At 64.4% G+C, this 20,212-nt stretch carries 17 protein-coding genes, 1 pseudogene and 1 riboswitch; of the genes and pseudogenes, 9 read left to right on the forward strand and 9 right to left on the reverse strand.

Annotated features, from left to right (window positions below):
- Positions 1–7: 7 nt before the first annotated feature.
- The 6 genes from TVB01_RS06390 to TVB01_RS06415 all read right to left on the reverse strand — a co-directional run bounded on the left by TVB01_RS06390 (position 8) and on the right by TVB01_RS06415 (position 5,770).
- Positions 8–841: an ABC transporter permease gene (locus TVB01_RS06390; protein ID WP_422455005.1), complete on the reverse strand. Its 834-nt coding sequence runs from the start codon at positions 839–841 to the stop codon at positions 8–10.
- Positions 838–1,710, reverse strand: a complete 873-nt coding sequence (locus TVB01_RS06395) for an ABC transporter permease (protein WP_422455007.1) — start codon at positions 1,708–1,710, stop codon at positions 838–840. The genes TVB01_RS06390 and TVB01_RS06395 overlap by 4 nt, the downstream gene beginning before the upstream one ends.
- Entirely contained in the window at positions 1,703–2,671 is a 969-nt protein-coding gene (locus TVB01_RS06400) for an ATP-binding cassette domain-containing protein (protein WP_422455009.1), read from the reverse strand. The genes TVB01_RS06395 and TVB01_RS06400 overlap by 8 nt, the downstream gene beginning before the upstream one ends.
- A gap of 88 nt (positions 2,672–2,759) precedes the next feature.
- The gene (locus tag TVB01_RS06405; protein WP_422455105.1) at positions 2,760–3,695 is read right to left on the reverse strand and encodes a bifunctional methylenetetrahydrofolate dehydrogenase/methenyltetrahydrofolate cyclohydrolase; all 936 of its coding nucleotides are present in this window, start codon (positions 3,693–3,695) and stop codon (positions 2,760–2,762) included.
- A 20-nt stretch (positions 3,696–3,715) separates the two neighbouring features.
- Positions 3,716–4,999, reverse strand: coding sequence for a serine hydroxymethyltransferase (gene glyA / locus TVB01_RS06410; RefSeq protein ID WP_422455011.1), 1,284 nt, complete (start codon positions 4,997–4,999; stop codon positions 3,716–3,718).
- Between the two features lie 87 nt (positions 5,000–5,086).
- A riboswitch (ZMP/ZTP riboswitch) is annotated at positions 5,087–5,176 on the reverse strand.
- Between the two features lie 45 nt (positions 5,177–5,221).
- Positions 5,222–5,770 carry a GNAT family N-acetyltransferase gene (locus TVB01_RS06415; RefSeq protein WP_422455013.1) on the reverse strand — a complete coding sequence of 183 codons (549 nt, stop codon included), beginning with the start codon at positions 5,768–5,770 and terminating at the stop codon, positions 5,222–5,224.
- A gap of 119 nt (positions 5,771–5,889) precedes the next feature.
- Between TVB01_RS06415 and purU the strand changes: the two genes are divergently transcribed.
- The 7 genes from purU to TVB01_RS06450 all read left to right on the forward strand — a co-directional run bounded on the left by purU (position 5,890) and on the right by TVB01_RS06450 (position 14,125).
- Positions 5,890–6,717: a formyltetrahydrofolate deformylase gene (gene purU, locus TVB01_RS06420; RefSeq protein ID WP_422455107.1), complete on the forward strand. Its 828-nt coding sequence runs from the start codon at positions 5,890–5,892 to the stop codon at positions 6,715–6,717.
- Between the two features lie 41 nt (positions 6,718–6,758).
- Positions 6,759–7,283, forward strand: coding sequence for a gamma carbonic anhydrase family protein (locus TVB01_RS06425; protein ID WP_422455015.1), 525 nt, complete (start codon positions 6,759–6,761; stop codon positions 7,281–7,283).
- A gap of 84 nt (positions 7,284–7,367) precedes the next feature.
- Positions 7,368–8,576, forward strand: coding sequence for an ROK family protein (locus tag TVB01_RS06430; RefSeq protein WP_422455017.1), 1,209 nt, complete (start codon positions 7,368–7,370; stop codon positions 8,574–8,576).
- A gap of 221 nt (positions 8,577–8,797) precedes the next feature.
- The gene (gene mmsA, locus TVB01_RS06435; protein ID WP_422455018.1) at positions 8,798–10,369 is read left to right on the forward strand and encodes a multiple monosaccharide ABC transporter ATP-binding protein; all 1,572 of its coding nucleotides are present in this window, start codon (positions 8,798–8,800) and stop codon (positions 10,367–10,369) included.
- A complete protein-coding gene (gene mmsB / locus TVB01_RS06440) occupies positions 10,366–11,658 on the forward strand; it encodes a multiple monosaccharide ABC transporter permease (RefSeq protein ID WP_422455020.1) in 1,293 nt (430 codons plus the stop codon). The genes mmsA and mmsB overlap by 4 nt, the downstream gene beginning before the upstream one ends.
- Before the next feature lie 67 nt (positions 11,659–11,725).
- Positions 11,726–12,808 (forward strand): substrate-binding domain-containing protein, encoded by a 1,083-nt coding sequence (locus tag TVB01_RS06445; RefSeq protein ID WP_422455022.1) that lies wholly within the window; start codon positions 11,726–11,728, stop codon positions 12,806–12,808.
- Between the two features lie 192 nt (positions 12,809–13,000).
- Positions 13,001–14,125 carry a Gfo/Idh/MocA family protein gene (locus tag TVB01_RS06450; protein ID WP_422455024.1) on the forward strand — a complete coding sequence of 375 codons (1,125 nt, stop codon included), beginning with the start codon at positions 13,001–13,003 and terminating at the stop codon, positions 14,123–14,125.
- A gap of 50 nt (positions 14,126–14,175) precedes the next feature.
- Here TVB01_RS06450 and TVB01_RS06455 read toward each other — a convergent pair whose 3' ends face one another.
- Positions 14,176–14,373, reverse strand: a complete 198-nt coding sequence (locus TVB01_RS06455) for a hypothetical protein (RefSeq protein ID WP_422455026.1) — start codon at positions 14,371–14,373, stop codon at positions 14,176–14,178.
- Positions 14,374–14,531: 158 nt separating this feature from the next.
- On the opposite strand from TVB01_RS06455, the gene TVB01_RS06460 reads away from it, so the two are divergent.
- Together TVB01_RS06460 and TVB01_RS06465 are read left to right on the forward strand one after the other, a co-directional pair.
- Positions 14,532–16,001 carry a glutamate--cysteine ligase gene (locus TVB01_RS06460; protein WP_422455028.1) on the forward strand — a complete coding sequence of 490 codons (1,470 nt, stop codon included), beginning with the start codon at positions 14,532–14,534 and terminating at the stop codon, positions 15,999–16,001.
- A gap of 151 nt (positions 16,002–16,152) precedes the next feature.
- A pseudogene (locus TVB01_RS06465) lies at positions 16,153–16,599 on the forward strand (Hsp20/alpha crystallin family protein); the annotation flags it as partial.
- 324 nt (positions 16,600–16,923) lie between these two features.
- On the opposite strand, the gene TVB01_RS06470 reads toward TVB01_RS06465, so the two are convergent.
- Positions 16,924–18,144 carry an NADP-dependent isocitrate dehydrogenase gene (locus tag TVB01_RS06470; protein ID WP_422455029.1) on the reverse strand — a complete coding sequence of 407 codons (1,221 nt, stop codon included), beginning with the start codon at positions 18,142–18,144 and terminating at the stop codon, positions 16,924–16,926.
- Between the two features lie 187 nt (positions 18,145–18,331).
- Positions 18,332–19,945, reverse strand: coding sequence for a bifunctional phosphoribosylaminoimidazolecarboxamide formyltransferase/IMP cyclohydrolase (gene purH, locus TVB01_RS06475; RefSeq protein ID WP_422455031.1), 1,614 nt, complete (start codon positions 19,943–19,945; stop codon positions 18,332–18,334).
- Positions 19,946–20,212: the final 267 nt, after the last annotated feature.

A 20,212-nucleotide genomic window follows, 5' to 3' on the forward strand; every position in this document is an offset into this window, starting at 1 on the left:
GGAACCGCTATTTCAGGAAGAGTGCTTCCAGGCGCCGGGTCGTGATGACCAGGCCGAAACCGATCATCACCGCGAAATAGAGCAGGTGCCCGGCGGTGGCCAGGGACAGTGCCCCGGCGCTGATCTGGCGCAGCATCTCCACACCGTGCCACAGCGGCAGCGCCTGGATCAGCCACTGCACAGCCTGCGGGTAGACGCTCAGCGGATAGAACGTCGCGGAGAACAGGAACATGGGCAGCATCACGAAGCTGATCCAGTCCAGCTGCTGGAAGGTCTTCATGTAGCTGGTGATGGCCATGCCGATGGAGGCGAACCCGAAGGCCACCACGACGGCGGCCGGAATCATCAGCAGGGCGGCGGGTGAGCTGACCAGGCCCATGGCGGCCATGACGGCCGTGAAGCCGGTCGCGTACATGGCGCCGCGCAGCAGGGCGAGCAGGATCTCCCCCAGCGCCACGTCCAGCGGGCCGAGGGATGTTGCCAGCATGCCCTCGTAAAGCCGCGCGAAATTCAGCTTGAAGAACACGTTCATGGTGGAGTCGTAGATCGCGCCGTTCATCGCGGAGACGGCCAGAAGTGCGGGCGCGATATACGCGGCGTAGCTGATCTGTTCGCCGCCCGGCCCGGCCACGGTTCCAATCAGCGAGCCGAGGCCGATTCCCATAGCCAGCAGGTACAGGACCGGTTCGACGAAGCCGCTGATCATGATCGACCAGTTGCTTCCCCACGTGGCCTTCAGCCCGCGGGCAAAGACCGCACGGATGTTTCGGGCGTAGAGGGAACCCAGGATCCGCTGCTGCGGTTCGAGGAGGCCAGCACGGTTGGCTGCCTGCGCGCTCATGCGCCGAGCCTTCCCGTAAAGATGCGCCGGGCGAGCAGCCAGCCGGCTGCCGCCAGCACCAGCAGGTACGCAACGTGCACCGCCGTCAGCCAGGCCGGCTCGGTGATTCCGTAGCTGAACATCCGGCCCAGTTCCGTCGCGTGCCAGAGCGGCGAGATCCAGCCGATCCAGCGGATGACCAGCGGCAGGGTGTCCAGCGGAAAGAAGGTCCCCGAGAAGAGGAAGAGCGGCATCACGATGAAACGCTGCACCATGGCAAACTGTCCGCGGTCTTCCTGGATGGAAGCGCTGTAAGCCATCAGCGGCAGGCCAAACGCGAGCCCGCCCAGGATGGCGGTGAGGATCATCAGCCACGCGGTTCCGGGATTCCCCACCGCACCGAAGAGCAGCAGGAAGATGAAATAGGCGCCGCAGGTGATGAGCAGCCGCACGCCCAGTCCGAGGACATGACCGTCCACGAGCTGGCCGCTGGACAGCGGCGAGGCGTTGGGTCCGTAGTAGGTACGCCGCCATTTGAAGCCGGACATCACCGTGTAGGTGTTCTCCTCCGAGGACACCATGATGGCCGCGGTTGCCAGGAGTGCCGGCGCAACGAACATCAGGTAGGAGACGGACGCACCGTTCCCGGCGTCGAACGCTGCGTTGGTTCCCGTATCCACCAGGGTGGCCAGGCCCACGCCCATGCCAAACAGATAGACCAGCGGGGTGCCGACGGCGGTCACCAGCACTGTCCAGCCATAGCCGCGCATGCGGCGCAGCCAGTGCTCGGCGTAGTAGACCGGGCCGAACCGGCGGGCGCGGCGGGCAGCCTCCTCGGGCGTCAGCGGCGACCTCAGGCCCAGGACGGCATGGGTTTGCTGCTCAGTCAACGAGGCTCCTGCCGGTCAGCCGGAGGAAGACGTCCTCCAGCGAGGAACGGCGTACCAGGGACGTGATGGGCCGCAGGCCGCGGCTGGTGACGGCTTCCAGGGCGGCCTCGCCGTCCTCAGCGTAAATCAGCACCCGGTCCGGCAGGGTCTCGATGCGCTCACCGATGCCGTCCAGGTCGGAGGCTACCGTGGTGTTCCGCTCGGAGCCGAAGCGCAGCTCAACTACTTCGCGGGAGGAATGGTTGCGGATCAGGGCTGCCGGAGAGCCTTCGGCCATGATGGCGCCCTTGTCCACGACGATCAGCCGGTCACAGAGCTGTTCGGCCTCATCCATGTAGTGGGTTGTGAGGATGAGGGTAACTCCGGCTTCCTTGAGCCGGAAGAGCCGGTCCCACAGGATGTGCCGTGCCTGCGGATCCAGGCCCGTGGTCGGCTCATCCAGCAGCAGGATCTTGGGATCGTTGATCAGGGACCGGGCGATGGTGAGCCTGCGCTTCATACCGCCGGACAGGTCGTCCACCCGTGCCCTGGCTTTGTCGGTAAGCTGCGCGAACTCCAGCAGTTCGTCTGCCTTGGGCTGCAGGTAGCTCTTGGGCAGCCCGAAGTACCGCCCGTATGCCAGGAGGTTGTCCCGCACCCGGAGATCCTCATCCAGGTTGTCCTGCTGCGGAACCACCCCGAGGTGGGCCCGGACTTCGGGGCCGTGGCGGTCAGGGTCCAGCCCCATGATCCGGAGGTCACCGGAGGTGCGCTTGGAGACGCCGCCGATCATCTTCATGGTCGTGGACTTACCGGCGCCGTTGGGGCCCAGCAGACCGAACGCCTCCCCCGCCGGAACGTCGAAGCTGATGCCGTCAACGGCGGTGAAATCGCCGTATGACTTGGTCAGGCCGGACGCCGAAATGACGGTGTCCTGCAGGCTTTCCGCTATGGGGCTGGCTGACGAGGTGATCTGGGGCACCCGGACAGCATAGTGCAGACGCCGAAGGCCTGTGCATCCGCCGCGCACAGGCCTTCGAACGTGATTCCAGCCCGTTGCCGGGCCAGGGCTAGCCGGGCAGGATTCCCACGCGGCGTTCGGCTGCCTCAACGACGTTGGCGAGCAGCATGGCGCGCGTCATCGGCCCGACGCCGCCGGGGTTGGGCGAGATCCAGGACGCCACCGCTGCTGCATCCTTCTCGACGTCGCCGCTAAGTGTGGTCTTCCCGGTCTCCGGATCGGTGATCCGCGTGACGCCGACGTCCAGGACAATCGCACCGGGCTTCAGTTCAGCGGCCTTGACCATCCCCGGGAATCCGGCCGCGGCCACAACCACGTCGGCCTCGGCCAGGAGTTCGGGCAGGTTGACCGTGCCGGTGTGGGCCAGGGTGACCGTGGCGTTGATCGGACGGCGGGTCAGCAGCAGCCCCAGCGGGCGGCCGACTGTCACGCCGCGTCCGATGACCAGCACGTTCTTGCCGGTCAGCGCGATCCCGTTGCGGACCAGCAGCTGCACGATGCCGTGCGGAGTGCAGGGCAGCGGAGACGTCATCGCGTCGGACACGTTGAGCACCAGACGGCCCAGGTTCACCGGATGCAGCCCGTCAGCGTCCTTCTCCGGGGCGATGCGTTCCAGGATGGCGTTGGTGTCCAGGTGCTTCGGCAGCGGCAGCTGCACGATGTAACCCGTGACGGCCGGATCCTCATTCAGCTCGTCGATGGCCTTCTCGAGCTCTTCCTGGGTAATGTCCTCCGGCAGGTCGCGGCGGATGGAGTTGATTCCCACCTGCGCGCAGTCCTTGTGCTTGCCGCCCACATAGGAGTGGCTGGCCGGGTCGTCACCCACCAGGACGGTGGCAAGTCCCGGGGTGATGCCGTGCTCCTCCTTCAGGACCTGGATCCGCTGGGCCAGCTCTTCCTTGATGTCCTTGGCCGCCTGGATCCCGTCCAGTTTCCGGGCGGTTTGCGGTGCCTGCGAGGTTTCTTCCTCCACGTGGCCCTCCATATTCGTGCCCTTTTCCACTGTTACCACTGCTCCTGTCCGGGGTAGAGCGGGAAGTTGTCAGCCAGGGCCGAAACGCGGCGGGACAGGGCTTCGGTGTCCGGTGCCGGCTTCAGCGCGGTGGCAATGATATCCGCAACCTCGGTGAACTCCGCTGCGCCGAAACCGCGGGTTGCCAGCGCCGGAGTGCCGATCCGCAGGCCGGAGGTGACCATCGGGGGGCGGGGGTCGAACGGAATGGAGTTGCGGTTGACCGTGATGCCAACGGAGTGCAGCAGGTCCTCGGCCTGCTTGCCGTCCAGTTCGGAGTTGCGCAGGTCCACCAGGATGAGGTGGACATCCGTGCCTCCGGTCAGGACCGAAACTCCGTGTTCGGCGACGTCCGGGGCGCTGAGGCGTTCGGCCACGATCCGCGCACCTTCGAGGACACGTTCCTGGCGTTCGCGGAACTCCTCGGAACCGGCAACCTTGAAGGCCACGGCCTTGGCTGCAATCACGTGCATCAGGGGTCCGCCCTGCTGGCCCGGGAACACGCTGGAATTGATCTTCTTGCCGAACTCTTCCTTGGCGAGGATCACGCCCGAGCGAGGACCGGCGAGGGTCTTGTGCACGGTGGAGGTGACGACGTCGGAATGCGGGACGGGGGTCGGGTGCAGTCCGGCGGCGACAAGCCCGGCGAAGTGGGCCATGTCGGTCCACAGGTAGGCGCCGACTTCATCGGCGATGGCACGGAAGGCCGCGAAGTCCAGCTGGCGCGGGTAGGCGGACCAGCCGGCAATGATGACCTGGGGGCGCTCGGCAAGGGCCTGCTCCCGTACCTTGTCCATGTCGACCCGGTAGGTCTTGTCGTCGACGCCGTACGCGGCGACCTCATAGAGCTTGCCGGAGAAGTTAAGCTTCATCCCGTGCGTCAGGTGCCCGCCGTGCGCCAGGTTCAGGCCCATGATCTTGTCTCCGGGCTTGATCAGGGCCGAGAGTGCAGCTGCGTTGGCCTGGGCACCGGAGTGCGGCTGGACGTTGGCGAACTCAGCACCGAACAGGGCCTTGACCCGTTCGATGGCCAGGTTTTCCGCCACATCGACCTGCTCGCAGCCGCCGTAGTAACGGCGTCCGGGATAACCCTCGGCGTACTTGTTGGTGAGGACGGAACCCTGGGCTTCCAGGACGGCGCGCGGGGCAAAGTTCTCTGAAGCGATCATTTCCAGCGTGTTGCGCTGGCGGGCCAGTTCTCCGTCGAGGACGGCTGCGATCTCCGGGTCAACCTCGGAGAGGGGCGCATTGGTGACGGGCTGGGTGGATAGTCTCACGTGGATCTCCTGGGGAAGGGTGTTCTATAGGTCAGGCTACCTGCCGGGCACCCCCGGGTTCCGGGCATGACAAACAGATGACAACGTGACCATGGCCCAGGCGTGCGATCCGTGGTTTGGACTTGCTTGTGCCGCTTCCTGGTGGTGACCCACCCAACGCCAGTCGCGACGCTCCCCAGTCTAGCGCGGGCCACGCTGCGCGGGGATTCCCCGGACTCGGCGTCAGCCGGTGCCGGCCGCGATCTCTTCCCAGACGAAGCCGGTAACAGTGCCGGCCTCCCAGTCCGAGCGCAGCCTGCTGTAGGTTACCGCTGCGATACGGTTCCCGCCGGGAAGCGGCCACCCTTCACGGATGTGGGCTTCCTTGACGAACCCGGAGCGAAGGAGCGTCTTGCGCATGGCAATGTTGTCTTCCCGCATCTTTCCTCCCAGCCGCCGCAGGTGCGGGTACTGCGTAAACGCCTCGGCCGTCAGCGCTTTGACCACGGGGACACCCTTGCCTTCTCCGCGGTGCTCCTCGATCAGGCGCAGGTCAAAAACGGCACACTCTTCGGCCAGGTCCTCCAGGATCACCAGACCCAGGCGCTGGTTGCTGCCAAAGACCCAGAAGGTGCGCACACCGTCAGACTCGAACCGGCCTTCCAGCAGCAGCCTGCGTACCAGTTCCTCCGACGGAGCAGTTATCTGATGGAAGGGAAAACGGTTGGTGGTCAGGAACTTGACCAGCTCTTCCTCGTCCTTGTCGGTGAGCGGGGCGAATGTAACGTCCATGGCTCCAGCCTAGGCTTCCCCGCTGCGGGCGGTAACCTGTTCGGGTGACCGAACATGCAGCCGCCGCGTTCCCGGCATCCAACCCGCCCGCCACGACACCCGGTGAAGCCTCCTTCACCCTGACGCTTTCCTGCGCGGACCGTCCGGGCATCGTGCATGCCGTTTCCGGCGCCCTCGCAGCAGCCCAGGGCAACATCACCGAATCCCAGCAGTACGGCAGCCCGGACTCCGGTTCCTTTTTTATGCGCGTCGACTTCACGGCGCCGCAGACCTACGAGTCCGTCCGTGCCGGCATCGAGCCTGTGGCCGACGCCTTCGGCATGGACTTCGAACTGCATCAGGCCGGCGTACCGGTGAGGACGCTGATCATGGCCTCAAAAGACGGGCACTGCCTCAATGACCTGCTCTTCCAGCAGCGTGCCGGGAACCTGCCGATCGAGATTCCGGCGATCGTCTCCAACCACACGGACCTGGCCGGACTGGCCGAGTTCTACGGCGTGCCCTTCCACCACATCCCGGTGACCGCGGAGACGAAGCCGGCCGCTGAGGACGCACTGCGTGCCCTCATGACGGATCTGGACATCGAGCTTGTGGTGCTGGCCCGGTACATGCAGATTCTCAGCGATGGCCTGTGCCGGGAGCTTTCCGGCCGCGCGATCAATATCCACCACTCCTTCCTGCCTTCTTTCAAGGGCGCGCGCCCTTACCACCAGGCCCACGCACGGGGCGTGAAACTCATCGGGGCGACCGCCCACTACGTCACCTCGGACCTGGACGAGGGGCCGATCATCGAGCAGGAAGTCATCCGCGTGGACCACTCCCGGACGGCGGCACGGCTGGCCGCCCTGGGGGCCGGTGTGGAAGGACGTACCCTGTCGAAGGCTGTCCAGTGGCACGCCGAGCACCGGGTCCTGCTCGACGGGCGCCGCACCATCGTCTTCAACTAAGGCTCCCTGCCGGGACCCGGGCTGCCCGCTACAGTTGTCGCATGGCTCACATCATTTCCCTGGGCGGCAAGACTCCCGCAGTCGATCCCAGCGTCTTCCTGGCACCGACCGCATCCCTGATCGGCGATGTCCACATGGGTTCCGGATCCAGCGCCTTCTACGGCGTCTGCGTCCGCGGAGACTCCAATTCAATTCGGGTCGGGGCGGGAACCAACCTGCAGGACAACGTGGTGCTGCACGCAGATCCCGGCTTTCCCACAACGGTTGGCGAAAGGGTCAGCGTCGGCCACAACGCCGTCGTCCATGGGTGCACAGTGGAGGATGACTGCCTCATCGGCATGAGCGCCACCGTGATGAACGGCGCCGTCATCGGGGCGGGCTCCCTGGTAGCGGCCGGAGCCCTGGTCTTGGAAGGCACACAGGTCCCGCCGCGTTCCCTGGTTGCCGGTGTGCCTGCCAAGGTCCGCCGGGAGCTGACCGAGGAGGAATTCGCGAACGTCCGCCGCAATGCCGAGCATTACCTGGACATGGCCGCCGAACACCGCGCGGCACTCACCGCCGAGTAAGGAACTGCCTTCAGGACACAGGCCCGTCCGTGATCTTGTGTTCATTTCTTGACGGCAACATGCATCTGTAGGACGCTGAAGTTTATGTCTGCCCAATCACCCTCAATGATGACGGAGCCCACACCGGGCCGGCGCCGCAGCAAGCCCGGCTCCCAAACCGCGCTTCGGGCCCGCAACCAGCAGCTGCTGCTTGAGGCACTGCTCACGGGCGGACCGCAAACCCAGGCAGAGCTCTCCCGGATCACAGGGCTCTCCAACGCCACCGTCTCCAACATCGTCCGCGAGATGAGCCAGGCGCAGCTGGTCAACACCGAACCAACCACCAGTTCGGGCCGACGGGCCCTCTCGGTCAGACTGAACGACACCGGGGCCGTAGCCGCAGGCATCGACATCGGCCGGCGGCACGTCCGCGTGGTCCTGGCGACACTCGGCTACCAGATCCTCGAAGAGGCCTCGGTTTCGCTGCCCCTGGGGCACACGGCTGATGAGGGCATGAACGCCGCCGCGGAACTCTTTGACCGGGTCCTGGCAGACGCCGGCATTGAACGGCACCGGGTACTGGGAGCCGGCGTCGGCATTCCGGGACCGATCGACCGGCGCACCGGAACCGTGGTGCGCGGTGCCATCCTGCCGGAGTGGGTGGGCGTGAACATGCGCGAAGACCTGGCTGCACGGCTGCGGGTTCCGGTGTTTGTCGATAATGACGCCAACCTCGGCGCCCTGGCGCAGGTGACGTGGGGTCCCCACGGAGGCTGCGAAAACCTCATCTTCGTCAAAGTGGCGTCGGGCATTGGAGCGGGCCTGGTCATCAACGGTGCCCTCTTCTACGGGCATGTGGGTGTCACAGGGGAAATTGGCCACGCAACGATCTCCGACCACGGACTGGTCTGCCGCTGCGGTAACCGGGGCTGCCTGGAAACGGTCGCATCCACTTCCACCATGATCGACCTCCTGAGCCGCACCGCGGCAGAGCCGGTCAGCACCGCCGACATCATGCGCCAGGCCGCTGCCGGAGACCCTGCCACCCTGCGCGTGGTGGACGACGCCGGAATGGCGGTTGGGCGCGCGGTCGCCAGCATTGCAAACACCCTGAACCCCGAAGTCATCGTGGTCGGCGGATCCCTGACCGGACTCGGCGAGACCTTCCTGGACCCGATCCGCCGCGGCCTCATACGCCACGCAGTGCCCCTGATCGGCGAGACCACTACGGTCACCATGTCCTCGCTCGGAGACCGCGCTGAAGCGCTGGGCGCCGCTTCCCTGGTGCTGGCGCAGGCCGGTGCCGTGCTCTGACCCGGAATTGATTTACAAAGTATGTTTTTCCACGCCCTACTCCCGTTGTGTTAAAGACTTGACGACAAGCAGGGAATAAGAGTTTACTTCTCTATCGACCCCTCATTGGGTCAGCAGCAAGACAAAGAAGTCACTACGGGAGGCACTTATGCGAGCAGCAGTTGCAGCTCGGGCAACTGGAGCGCTCAGCGTCCAGTGCCCCTACGGCGGGGTTTGGGCAGATGCCGCATAACCACACCATCCTGGAAATGCGTTCCATCACCAAGGAATTTCCCGGTGTCAAAGCTCTGTCCGACGTCTCCATCTCGGTAAAAGCCGGTGAGATCCACGCCATTTGCGGCGAAAACGGAGCTGGAAAGTCCACCCTCATGAAGGTCCTTTCGGGGGTGTACCCGTACGGAACCTACAGCGGCGAAATCGTCTTCCAGGGAGAGGTCGTCCAGTTCAAGGACATCCGCTCCTCTGAAGCCGCCGGAATCGTCATCATCCACCAGGAACTGGCGCTGATCCCGGAGCTCTCCATCGCGGAGAACATCTTCCTGGGCAACGAGCCGCGGCGCTTCGGTTTCATCGACTGGGACCGCGCAAACCTCGAAGCGTCCGAGCTGATGGCCCGGGTTGGCCTCGAGGAAGATCCCACCACCCCGGTCAAGGACATCGGCGTGGGCAAGCAGCAGCTCGTGGAGATCGCGAAGGCCCTGAGCAAGCGCGTGAAGCTGCTCATCCTCGACGAACCCACGGCGGCACTGAACGAAACCGATTCCCAGCACCTGCTGGACCTGATGGCAGGACTGCGGTCCAAGGGCATCAGCTGCATCATGATCTCCCACAAGCTGAACGAGATCGAGCAGATCGCTGATTCCATCACCATCATCCGTGACGGCAAGTCCATCGAAACCATCGACGTAGCCGTCGACGGCGCGAACGAAGACCGCATCATCAAGGGCATGGTGGGCCGCTCGCTCGAGTCACGCTTCCCGGACCACACCCCGAACATCGGTGAAGTGTTCTTTGAAGTGCGGGACTGGACCGTCGGACACCCCACCGTGCCGGACCGCCTGGTCTGCAAGGGATCCAACTTCCATGTCCGGCGCGGCGAGATTGTCGGCTTCGCCGGCCTCATGGGCGCCGGGCGCACGGAACTGGCCCGCTCCCTGTTCGGACGTTCCTACGGCAACTTCATCAGCGGCCAGATCATCAAGGACGGCCGGGAAGTCACCTTCAAGTCCGTGCCGCAGGCCATCAGCCACGGCCTCGCGTACGTGACCGAGGACCGCAAGACCCTCGGACTGAACCTGCTCGATGACATCAAGGCCACCACGGTGGCCTCGAACCTGAAGAAGATCACCAAGGGCCTGGTTGTCGACAAGGACCAGGAATACCGCTACGCCGAGGAATACCGCAAGAACCTGCGGACCAAGGCTCCCACCGTGGACGAAGGCGTCTCCAAGCTCTCCGGAGGAAACCAGCAGAAGGTTGTCCTGGCAAAGTGGATGTTCACCGACCCGGACCTGCTGATCCTCGACGAGCCCACCCGCGGCATCGACGTCGGTGCCAAATACGAGATTTACGGGATCATCCAGCAGCTGGCCAACCAGGGCAAGGGCGTGATCGTGATCTCCTCGGAGCTTCCCGAGCTCCTTGGTCTCTCCGACCGCATCTACACAATTTTCGAAGGCGCGATCACCGGTGAACTTTCCAAGGCTGAAGCCAGCCAGGAAAACCTCATGAAGCTCATGACCTCCGCCGGCAAGCAAACCTCCGACCTCGCCACCCAAGGACCCCTCTCATGAAAGCCATGAAACAGCTGCTGAGCGGCAATGGCCGCCAGTTCGGCATGATCTTTGCCCTCGTCGTCCTGATCGGCCTTTTCCAGTGGCTGACCGGCGGCAAGACCCTGACGCCCACGAACATGATCAACCTGTTCAACGGCAACTCCTACATCCTCATCCTTGCCGTGGGCATGGTCTTTGTGATCATCGCCGGGCACATTGACCTCTCGGTCGGCTCAGTCGCCGCCGTCACCGGCATCATCGTGGCCATGGCCATGCGGGACTGGGGCATTCCGTGGTGGGCGGGCATCCTGCTCGGCCTGCTGATGGGTGCCGCCATTGGTGCCTGGCAGGGTCTCTGGGTGGCCTACGTGGGCATACCGGCATTCATCGTCACGCTCGCAGGCATGCTGATCTTCCGCGGCGCCAACCAGTACATCGGCAAGTCCAACACGGTTCCCGTGCCGCAGGAGTTCCAGTTCATCGGCGCAGGCTACCTGCCCGAGGTCGGCCCCAACACGGGCTACAACAACCTGACCCTGTTCCTTGGCCTGGTCCTCGCCGCCGTCGTGATCGTCGGTGAAGTCCGCCGCCGTGCCAAGACGGCGAAGATCGGCTCGGTTAATCCGCCTGCCTGGGTTGCCGTCACCAAGACCGGCCTTCTGGTCGCTGCCATCCTCTACGCCACGTACCTGTTCTCCACGGGCCGTCCGGGCACCTCGTTCCCGGTATCCGGCATCATCCTGGCCGCCCTGGTGGTCCTGTACGTCTTCATCTCCACCAAGACCGTGGTCGGCCGCCACGTCTACGCTGTGGGCGGCAACCTGCACGCAGCTGAGCTCTCCGGCGTGCGGAGCAAGAAGGTCAACTTCCTGGTCATGATGAACATGTCCATCCTGGCCTCCCTGGCCGGCATGATCTTCGTGGCCCGCTCCACCGCCTCCGGACCGTTTGACGGCACCGGCTGGGAACTCGACGCCATCGCCGCAGTCTTCATTGGCGGTGCAGCCGTTTCCGGCGGCGTCGGCACCGTGGTGGGCTCGATCGTCGGCGGCCTGGTCATGGCCGTGCTGAACAACGGCCTCCAGCTCCTCGGCATCGGCGCCGACCTCACCTCGATCATCAAGGGCCTGGTCCTGCTGATCGCCGTCGCACTGGACGTCTACAACAAGAGCCAGGGCAAGCCGTCCATCATCGGCATGATGATGAAGAACTTCGGTTCCAAGGACAAGCTTTCCGTCCCTGCTCCCGTGAACCCCAAGCCTGAAATGCCCACCGGCACCAAATCCACCATTGGAACGGATGCCTAAGCCCCACCGGGCCCATTAATCCGCACCACGAAATACCACCGCTCCACCAATCAAGAGAAGGAACACCATGCGTAAGTTCGCAAAGTCATTTGCCGTCGTCGCCACGGTGGCAGCACTGTCGCTGTCCGCCTGCGGCCGGGCCGACGAGTCCGCTTCCGGCGAAGCAGCCGGCTTCGAAGAAGGATCGGCAATCGGCGTCGCACTGCCCCAGAAGACCTCGGAGAACTGGGTCCTGGCCGAAGGCCTGTTCAACGACGGCCTGAAGGAAGCCGGCTACGAGCCGCAGGTCCAGTTCGCCAACGGCGGCGTTTCCGAGCAGCAGAACCAGATCAGCTCCATGATCACCAACGGTGTCAAGGTCCTGGTTGTCGGTGCCATTGACGGCGCCCAGCTCGGTTCGCAGCTGCAGGAAGCCAAGGATGCCGGCATCACCGTCATCGCCTACGACCGCCTGCTGACCAACACCGAGAACGTCGACTACTACGTCGCCTACGACAACTTCCAGGTCGGCCAGCTGCAGGGCCAGGCCCTGCTGGACGGAATGAAGGCCAACAAGCCCGAAGGCCCGTGGAACATCGAACTGTTCGCCGGTTCCCCCGATGACGCCAACGCGCAGGTCTTCTTCGACGGCGCAATGGACGTCCTGAAGCCGGAAATCGAAGCGGGCAACCTGAACGTTGTTTCCGGCCAGACCGAATTCAACCAGGCTGTCACCCAGGGCTGGAAGGCCGAGAACGCCCAGAAGCGCATGGATACCCTGCTCTCGGGTTCCTACGCCGCTGAGGAACTGGACGGCGTCCTGTCCCCCAACGACACCCTGGCCCGCGCCATCCTGACCTCCGTTGCCGCTGCCGGCAAGCCGGTTCCGGTTGTTACCGGACAGGATTCCGAAGTTGAATCCGTGAAGTCCATCATGGAAGGCGTCCAGTACTCCACCATCAACAAGGACACCCGGGCCCTCGTTGCCCACACCATCGACATGGTAAAGGGCCTCGGCGCCGGCGAAGAGCTGGAAATCAACGACGACGAGTCCTATGAGAACGGCGTGAAGGTCGTTCCGGCTTACCTCCTCGAGCCGCAGATTGTCACCAAGGACAACGCAGCTGAGGCCTACGCCAACGATCCGACGCTGGCCGAACTGGTCAAGTAACTCCAGTTCATCAGCACAAAGGCCCGGGCTCCTTTCCTTTGGAAAGCAGCCCGGGCTTCGCTGTTCCGCGGCCCGCCGGCGCCCTCCAGAACGGGAGTTACTGTTGGGGCTGGGCAGCACAGGGTGCGGACCATAAGGTAGTTCTATTGCCGAGAGACTAGCCGCCCAAGCTACAACCGAAAGCCGAGGATTATGAACGCCCCGCAGTTTATCCGCACACCGCCGTGCGTCCTTCAAGGGGCACCGAGCCCGGTGCAGGCGACCGGACGGATCCTCCGCTGGGGCGTTGTAGCCACCGGCCGCATCGCCGCGCGTGTCACCGAAGACATTGCACGGCTTGAAGACGCCGTCCTGCAGGCTGTCAGTTCCCGCTCACAGGCCACCGCAGCAGAGTTCGCGGACCGGTTCGGTTTCGCGTCCAGCTACTACGACGACGAGGCCCGGGGCAAGGGATACCAGCAGCTCTTCGAAGATCCGGACGTCGACGTCGTTTACATCGCATCGCCCCACGCACAGCACTATGAACTGACCCGTGAAGCCCTCGAAGCCGGCAAGCATGTCCTGTGCGAAAAATCGATCACCATCAACGCCGCCGAAATGGCGGACCTCATCGACGTTGCCTCCCGCCACGGGGTCTTCCTGATGGAAGCGGTATGGTCCCGGTTCCTTCCCTGCATCAACAGGCTCTGGGAGATCCTAGCCAGCGGCGAACTCGGGGACATCCGCTGGGTCCAGGCGGATCTGGGCTTCCCGGCACCGTATGACCCCGCCAGCAGGCTCTGGGATCCGGCGGCCGGCGGCGGCGCCCTGCTGGACCTCACCATCTACCCGCTGACCATCGCCGTGGGTGCGCTCGGTTTCCCGCAGCGCGTCCAGGCCGCCGGAGCGCTTAACAGCGACGGCGTCGATAGCCAGAACGCCCTAAACCTTGGCTATGACTCCGGCGCCGTCGCCCAGCTGACCTCCTCGCTGCTTGCCTCCGGACCGCGGACCGCCACGATCTCGGGTTCGGAAGGCTGGGTCCGCACGGGTGCGCCGCTGCACAACCCCGTGGAACTGCACATCCAGCAGCACCAGGGCGAAGCCAGGGTGGAACGGTTCCAGCAGGTGGGCAACGGCTACACCTATGAGCTCCGGGAAGTGACCCGCTGCATCCAGGAAGGGCTGACCGAAAGCCCCACCATGCCGCTGGCGGACTCGCTGCGGACCATGCAGCTCTTTGACGAGGTCAGGGCGCAGCTGGGCGTCCGGTACCCCAATGACGACCTGCAGGCTGCTGCGTCACGCACCTTCAGCAAAACCCCGGGTTCCGTCTAGACCAGCTGAGGCGGCGACGCCGGCGGATGCCTCGCCGGCGTCGTCGTTTCCTAGGCTCCTGACAGTCCCCCCAGGCCTCCGGAGAACTTGCCGATGAGGTCCTGAGGGTTGACTCCGAGCTTGCTGAGCAGGCCCGAGTCCTTGTCCGTGTCCACTTTGTCGGGCAGTTGGGATTCCGCCTGGCTGGCCTGGTCGCCGCTCCCCCGGCTCTTCAGGAAATCAACAATCTGCTGCTTTCCAATCTCCATGCTGCCTCTCCTTGCTCTCTGCCCAACCGATCCGTTCCACTCCCGAGCCTAGGCGCAGGCAGCAGCCGGGCAACACCCCTTCCAGCTGCCGGAATCACTGCACCACGAGGCCGGGCCGGGTGCTATACATAGCCCGCATCGCGTGGTTATCTTCAACCATGGGAGCAGAAGTCACCTCAAAGTCCTTTAGCCGGGAACAGCGGACCAGGTACCGTGCACGCCTGCTGGAGAACCTCGACCGGTTTGCCGGCTTCCTCGGCACCGCAGAGTTCGCCGACACCGCCAGCATCGGTGTCGAGCTGGAACTCAACCTGACCAATGATGACTTCACGCCTGCCCTGCGGAACACCTCGGTGCTGGCAGAAATCGCCGATCCTGCGTTCCAGACAGAGATGGGCGCTTTCAACATCGAGATGAACCACCCTGCGCTCTCCATCCGCGGCCAAGGGCTGATGGAGCTTGAAGAGAGCCTGCGCCGCCAGCTCAACCGTGCCGACGAACTCGCGGCCAAGGCCGAAGCCAACATCCTCATGGTCGGCATCCTGCCCACGCTGACACCGTCAGTGCTCGACGGCGACGCCTGGATCAGTTCCGGAGCCCGCTATGCCGCGCTCAACACCTCGGTCCTGCAGGCACGCGGCGAGGACGTCCATTTGTCACTGACGGGAGCGGAGACGCTCACCCAGTACGCCAAGAACATCGCGCCGGAAGCGGCATGCACGTCCCTGCAGCTGCACCTTGAGGTCAGCCCCTCCGAGTTCGCCCCGGCATGGAACGCGGCACAGCTGATCGCAGGACCTCAGGTTGCGCTGGCCGCCAACTCCCCCATTTTCATGGAGCACGTCCTGTGGCAGGAAACCAGGATCGAGCTCTTCAAGCAGGCCATCGACACGCGTCCGCCTGAGATGCGCAACCAGGGCGTGCGGCCACGGGTCTGGTTCGGTGAACGGTGGATCACTTCCATCTTCGACCTGTTCGAGGAAAACGTCCGGTACTTCCCGGCGCTGCTGCCCGAGGTATCCCCCTCCAGTTCAGGAACCACGGAGTCCGGCGCACCGCTGCTGCCGGAACTGCGGCTGCACAACGGCACCGTGTACCGCTGGAACCGGCCGATCTACGATCCCGGAACGCACACCCCGAACCTGCGGCTGGAAAACCGGGTCCTCCCGGCAGGGCCGACAGTCCTTGACGTGACCGCCAACGCAGCCTTCTTCTACGGCCTGGTGCACGCCCTGCGCACGTCTGACCGTCCGCTGTGGACCCGGATGGCCTTCAAGACGGCGACGGACAACTTCCTCGCCTGCTCGCGGCTGGGTTTGGAAGCCTCCGTTTACTGGCCCGGCATCGGCGACATCCCCGTCGCCGAACTGGTGGTCCGGCATCTGGTACCCCTGGCCGCGGACGGGCTGCGCGAACTCGGCGTCGACGACGAACTGGTGGAGCGCTATCTCTCCGTCATCGGTGAACGCGCCCGCAGCGAGCAGAACGGGGCCGCTTGGCAGGTCTCCGTCCTCAACAAGCTTGAGGCAACGGGCTTCGACCGGGCATCGGCGCTTGCCGAGATGACCCGCCGCTACTGGCATCACATGCACAGCAACGAACCAGTCCATTTGTGGCCGGTGGACTGACTTTCTGCGCGCCCGCGGCCTAGTCTGGAAGGACCGGCATTTCCACTTGGTGCCGGGGGCGGTAATCGACCCTTCGTTTATTCATTCATTTTCGCCAGTGAAAAAACACATGCACCCGCCCCGCGGGACGGGTGAAAAGGAGTTGATGAGAATGGCCATGAAATTCGATCCTTTCCGCGAACTGGACCGTGTGGCAGGCGCTCTCCTGGATCCGCGCCAGCGGCTGCGGCTGATGCCCATTGATCTCTACCGGGAGGGCGACCACTACATCATGAACGCCGACCTTCCGGGTATCGATCCGGGCTCGGTCGACGTCGACGTGGACGGCCAGCTGCTGACGATACGTGCCGAGCGCACGATCCACGTCCCCGAGGGGGCAACGTGGCTGACCCGCGAGCGGGAATCGGGAACGTTCCTGCGCCAGCTCAACCTGGGCCAGGGCATCGATATCGAGGGCATCTCCGCCAAGTACGAGAACGGCGTCCTCAGCGTATTTATCCCGGTCAGCGAGAAGGCGAAGCCGCGCAAGATCGAGGTCTCCGCGTCGTACACCGGCAGCGGCGACAGCAATGTCATCAGCGGCGAATCCTCCTCGGAGCCGCTGATCTCCTCCGTTAGCTCCGGTACGTCCGGAAGCGGTTCCTCCGGCAGCATGGGCTCCTCAGGATCCGGTTCCGGCGGCTCGGGCTCCAGCGGGTCGGGCTCCAGCTCCGGCATGGGGTCCGGCGGATCAGGGTCGGGTTCCTTCGGCTCCGGGTCCTCGGGGTCCGGTTCAGGCTCAGGTTCCAGCTCCTCAGGATCCGGTTCCTAGGGCAGGCAGGTATCCCAAACACAGAACAGCCCCGGTCCTTTGGGACGGGGGCTGTTCTGTGTTCCCTGTCTTACGGAGAAACGTTCTCTGTCTGACGGAGAAACCGGGGAATTAACCCAGGCGCATCTTGAGGTTGTCGTCCAGTGCGGCCAGGAACTCTTCGGTGGTCAGGTACGGCTGATCGGGTCCGACCAGCAGTGCCAGGTCCTTGGTCATCTTGCCGGATTCGACCGTCTTGACGACTACGTCTTCAAGTGTCTCGGCGAAGTTGATGACCTCGGGGGTGTTGTCCAGCTTGCCGCGGTGCATCAGGCCACGGGTCCACGCGAAGATCGAAGCGATCGGGTTCGTGGAGGTGGGCTTGCCCTGCTGGTGCTGGCGGTAGTGACGGGTCACGGTACCGTGTGCGGCTTCAGCCTCGACGGTCTTGCCGTCCGGGGTCATCAGCACGGAGGTCATCAGGCCCAGCGAGCCGAAGCCCTGGGCAACCGTGTCGGACTGGACGTCGCCGTCGTAGTTCTTGCAGGCCCAGACGTAGCCGCCTTCCCACTTCATCGCGGAGGCAACCATGTCATCGATCAGGCGGTGCTCGTACGTGAGGCCGGCTGCTTCGAACTGGTCCTTGAACTCCGCGTCGAAGACTTCCTGGAAGAGATCCTTGAACTGGCCGTCGTAGGCCTTCAGGATCGTGTTCTTCGTGGAGAGGTACACCGGGTAGTTCCGCTGCAGGCCGTAGGCGAAGGAAGCCCGGGCGAAGTCCTTGATGGACTCGTTGAAGTTGTACATGCCCATGGCAACGCCGCCCTCTTCGGGGTACGTCACAACGGTCTGCTTGATTTCTTCGCCGCCGTCAGCCGGGGTGTAGGTCAGCGTCAGGGTACCGGCGCCGGGGACCTTGAAGTTGGTGGCCTTGTACTGGTCGCCGTGGGCGTGGCGGCCGATGATGATCGGCTTGTTCCAGCCCGGGACCAGGCGCGGGATGTTGGAGATGATGATCGGTTCACGGAAGACGACGCCGCCGAGGATGTTGCGGATGGTCCCGTTCGGGGAAACCCACATCTTCTTCAGGCCGAATTCTTCAACGCGGGCTTCATCAGGGGTGATGGTTGCGCACTTGACGCCCACGCCGTGTTCCTTGATGGCGTTGGCTGCGTCGATGGTGACCTGGTCATCCGTGGCGTCACGGTTCTGGATCGAAAGGTCGTAGTACTTGAGGTCAACGTCCAGGTAGGGGTTGATCAGGCGGTCCTTGATGAACTGCCAGATGATCCGCGTCATCTCGTCGCCGTCGAGCTCTACGACAGAGCCCACAACCTTGATTTTGTCAGCCACACGGTCTCCTTGTGGAATGGGGGTCCACGGACATGGCTTTAGACATGCGGGGACCCGGCTTTTTGGGTCTGGTTTCTGTGTCCAACTATGCCACAGCGCTGAAGCGCTCCCTAAACTGCGGGCCACACGCCGTAGTCATGCGTGCAGCCCGCAGCGGGGTAACCGTTGCGTGGCGTTTCGGAAAGCCCTAGTGGAAGAAGTGGCGTGCGCCCGTGAAGTACATGGGCACACCCGCCGCGTTGGCCGCAGCGATGACTTCTTCATCGCGGACGGAACCGCCCGGCTGGACGACGGCGCGGACACCGGCGTCGAGCAGGATCTGCAGTCCGTCGGCGAAGGGGAAGAACGCGTCGGAGGCAGCCACGGACCCGCGGGCACGCTCGTCGTCGCTGCCGGCCAGCGTGTTGGCCCGTTCCACGGCGAGCTTGCAGGAGTCCACCCGGTTCACCTGTCCCATGCCCACACCCACGGACGCGCCATCGCGGGCCAGCAGGATGGCGTTGGACTTGGCGGCACGGACCGCGCGCCAGGCGAAAGCTAGGTCGGCGAGAGTTCCCTCATCTGCGGGTTCCCCGGCTGCCAGGGTCCAGTTGGCGGGGTCATCGCCTTCGGCTTCAACGGTGTCCGGCTGCTGCATCAGCACACCGCCGGAGACCTGCCGGAACTCCAGCGGGTTGCGGCCGTAGCCGTCGGGCAGGGTGAGCAGGCGAATGTTCTTCTTGCGGGAAAGGATCTCCACGGCTTCGGGTTCAAAGTCGGGCGCGATGACTACCTCGGTGAAAATGTCCTTGACAGTTTCCGCCATTCCCGCCGTTACGGTCCGGTTTGCGGCGATGACTCCGCCGTAGGCCGACACCGGATCGCAGGCATGTGCCTTCACGTGCGCGTTGGCAATCGGGTCTTCGGCACCGGGGGACGCTACGGCGACGCCACATGGGTTGGCGTGCTTGACGACGGCGACTGCCGGTTGCTCGAAATCGAACGCTGCGCGCAGGGCGGCATCGGCGTCGACGTAGTTGTTGTAGGACATTGCCTTGCCGTGCAGCTGGTCAGCCTGGGCCACACCGGGCAGGGAGTCCTGGTCTGCGTACAGCGCCGCAGCCTGGTGCGGGTTTTCACCGTAGCGCAGCACCTCGGAGCGTTCCAATGCCATGCCGGTGTAGGCGGGCCAGGTGGCCCCGGCTTCGGTGCCGTCACCGAACTGCGCAGCGGTCCACTTAGCCACAGCCGTGTCGTACGCGGCGGTGTGAGCGAATGCTTCGGCTGCCAGACGGCGTCGTTCGTTGAGGTCAAAGCCGCCCTCAGCGGCTGCTGCGGTCACAGCGGCGTACTTGGACGGATCCACGACGACGGCGACTGACGGGTGGTTTTTGGCAGCGGCGCGGACCATGGAGGGCCCGCCAATGTCGATCTGCTCGACGACGTCGTCCTGGGCAGCGCCGGACTTCACGGTTTCCACGAACGGGTAGAGGTTCACCACCACCAGGTCAAAGGGCTCGATGCCCAGTTCCTCGAGCTGGTCCCGGTGGTCCTGTCGGCGGCGGTCGGCCAGGATGCCGGCGTGCACGCGCGGGTGGAGCGTCTTGACGCGGCCGTCCAGGCACTCCTGGAAGCCGGTGACTTCGGCAACCTCCGTGACCTCGATGCCGGCTGCGGCGATCTGCTTGGCGGTGGAACCTGTGGAGACGATGCTGACTCCGGCGGCGGAGAGACCCTGAGCCAGTTCCGTCAGGCCGGTCTTGTCATAGACCGAGATCAGGGCCCGGCGGATGGGTACACGGTCAAGGGGGGTGTTGCTCACGGAAGTCACTCCAACGGGGTATCGGCGGATCGATGCACACGGGCCTTCTGGCGGCCCAGTTCCGAGTTTAGGCGTTGGCTGCCTTCGGGACAGGGCCGCAGGTAATACTGGCAGCCCTGTCCGTCACCCTTGTGGCGCGGCCGCTCCGGAGCTTCCAGCACCCCGCGCCGCGCCGGGGTCGGAAGATTACGGCGCTCAGGCCGCCGGCGGTGTCATTCGTTGTAGAGTGTGGTCAGTTATTGTACTTCTGACCATAACTCGTTTCTG

It is taken from the genome of Arthrobacter sp. 7Tela_A1, from assembly GCF_049311065.1.
Taxonomy (GTDB): domain Bacteria; phylum Actinomycetota; class Actinomycetes; order Actinomycetales; family Micrococcaceae; genus Arthrobacter_B.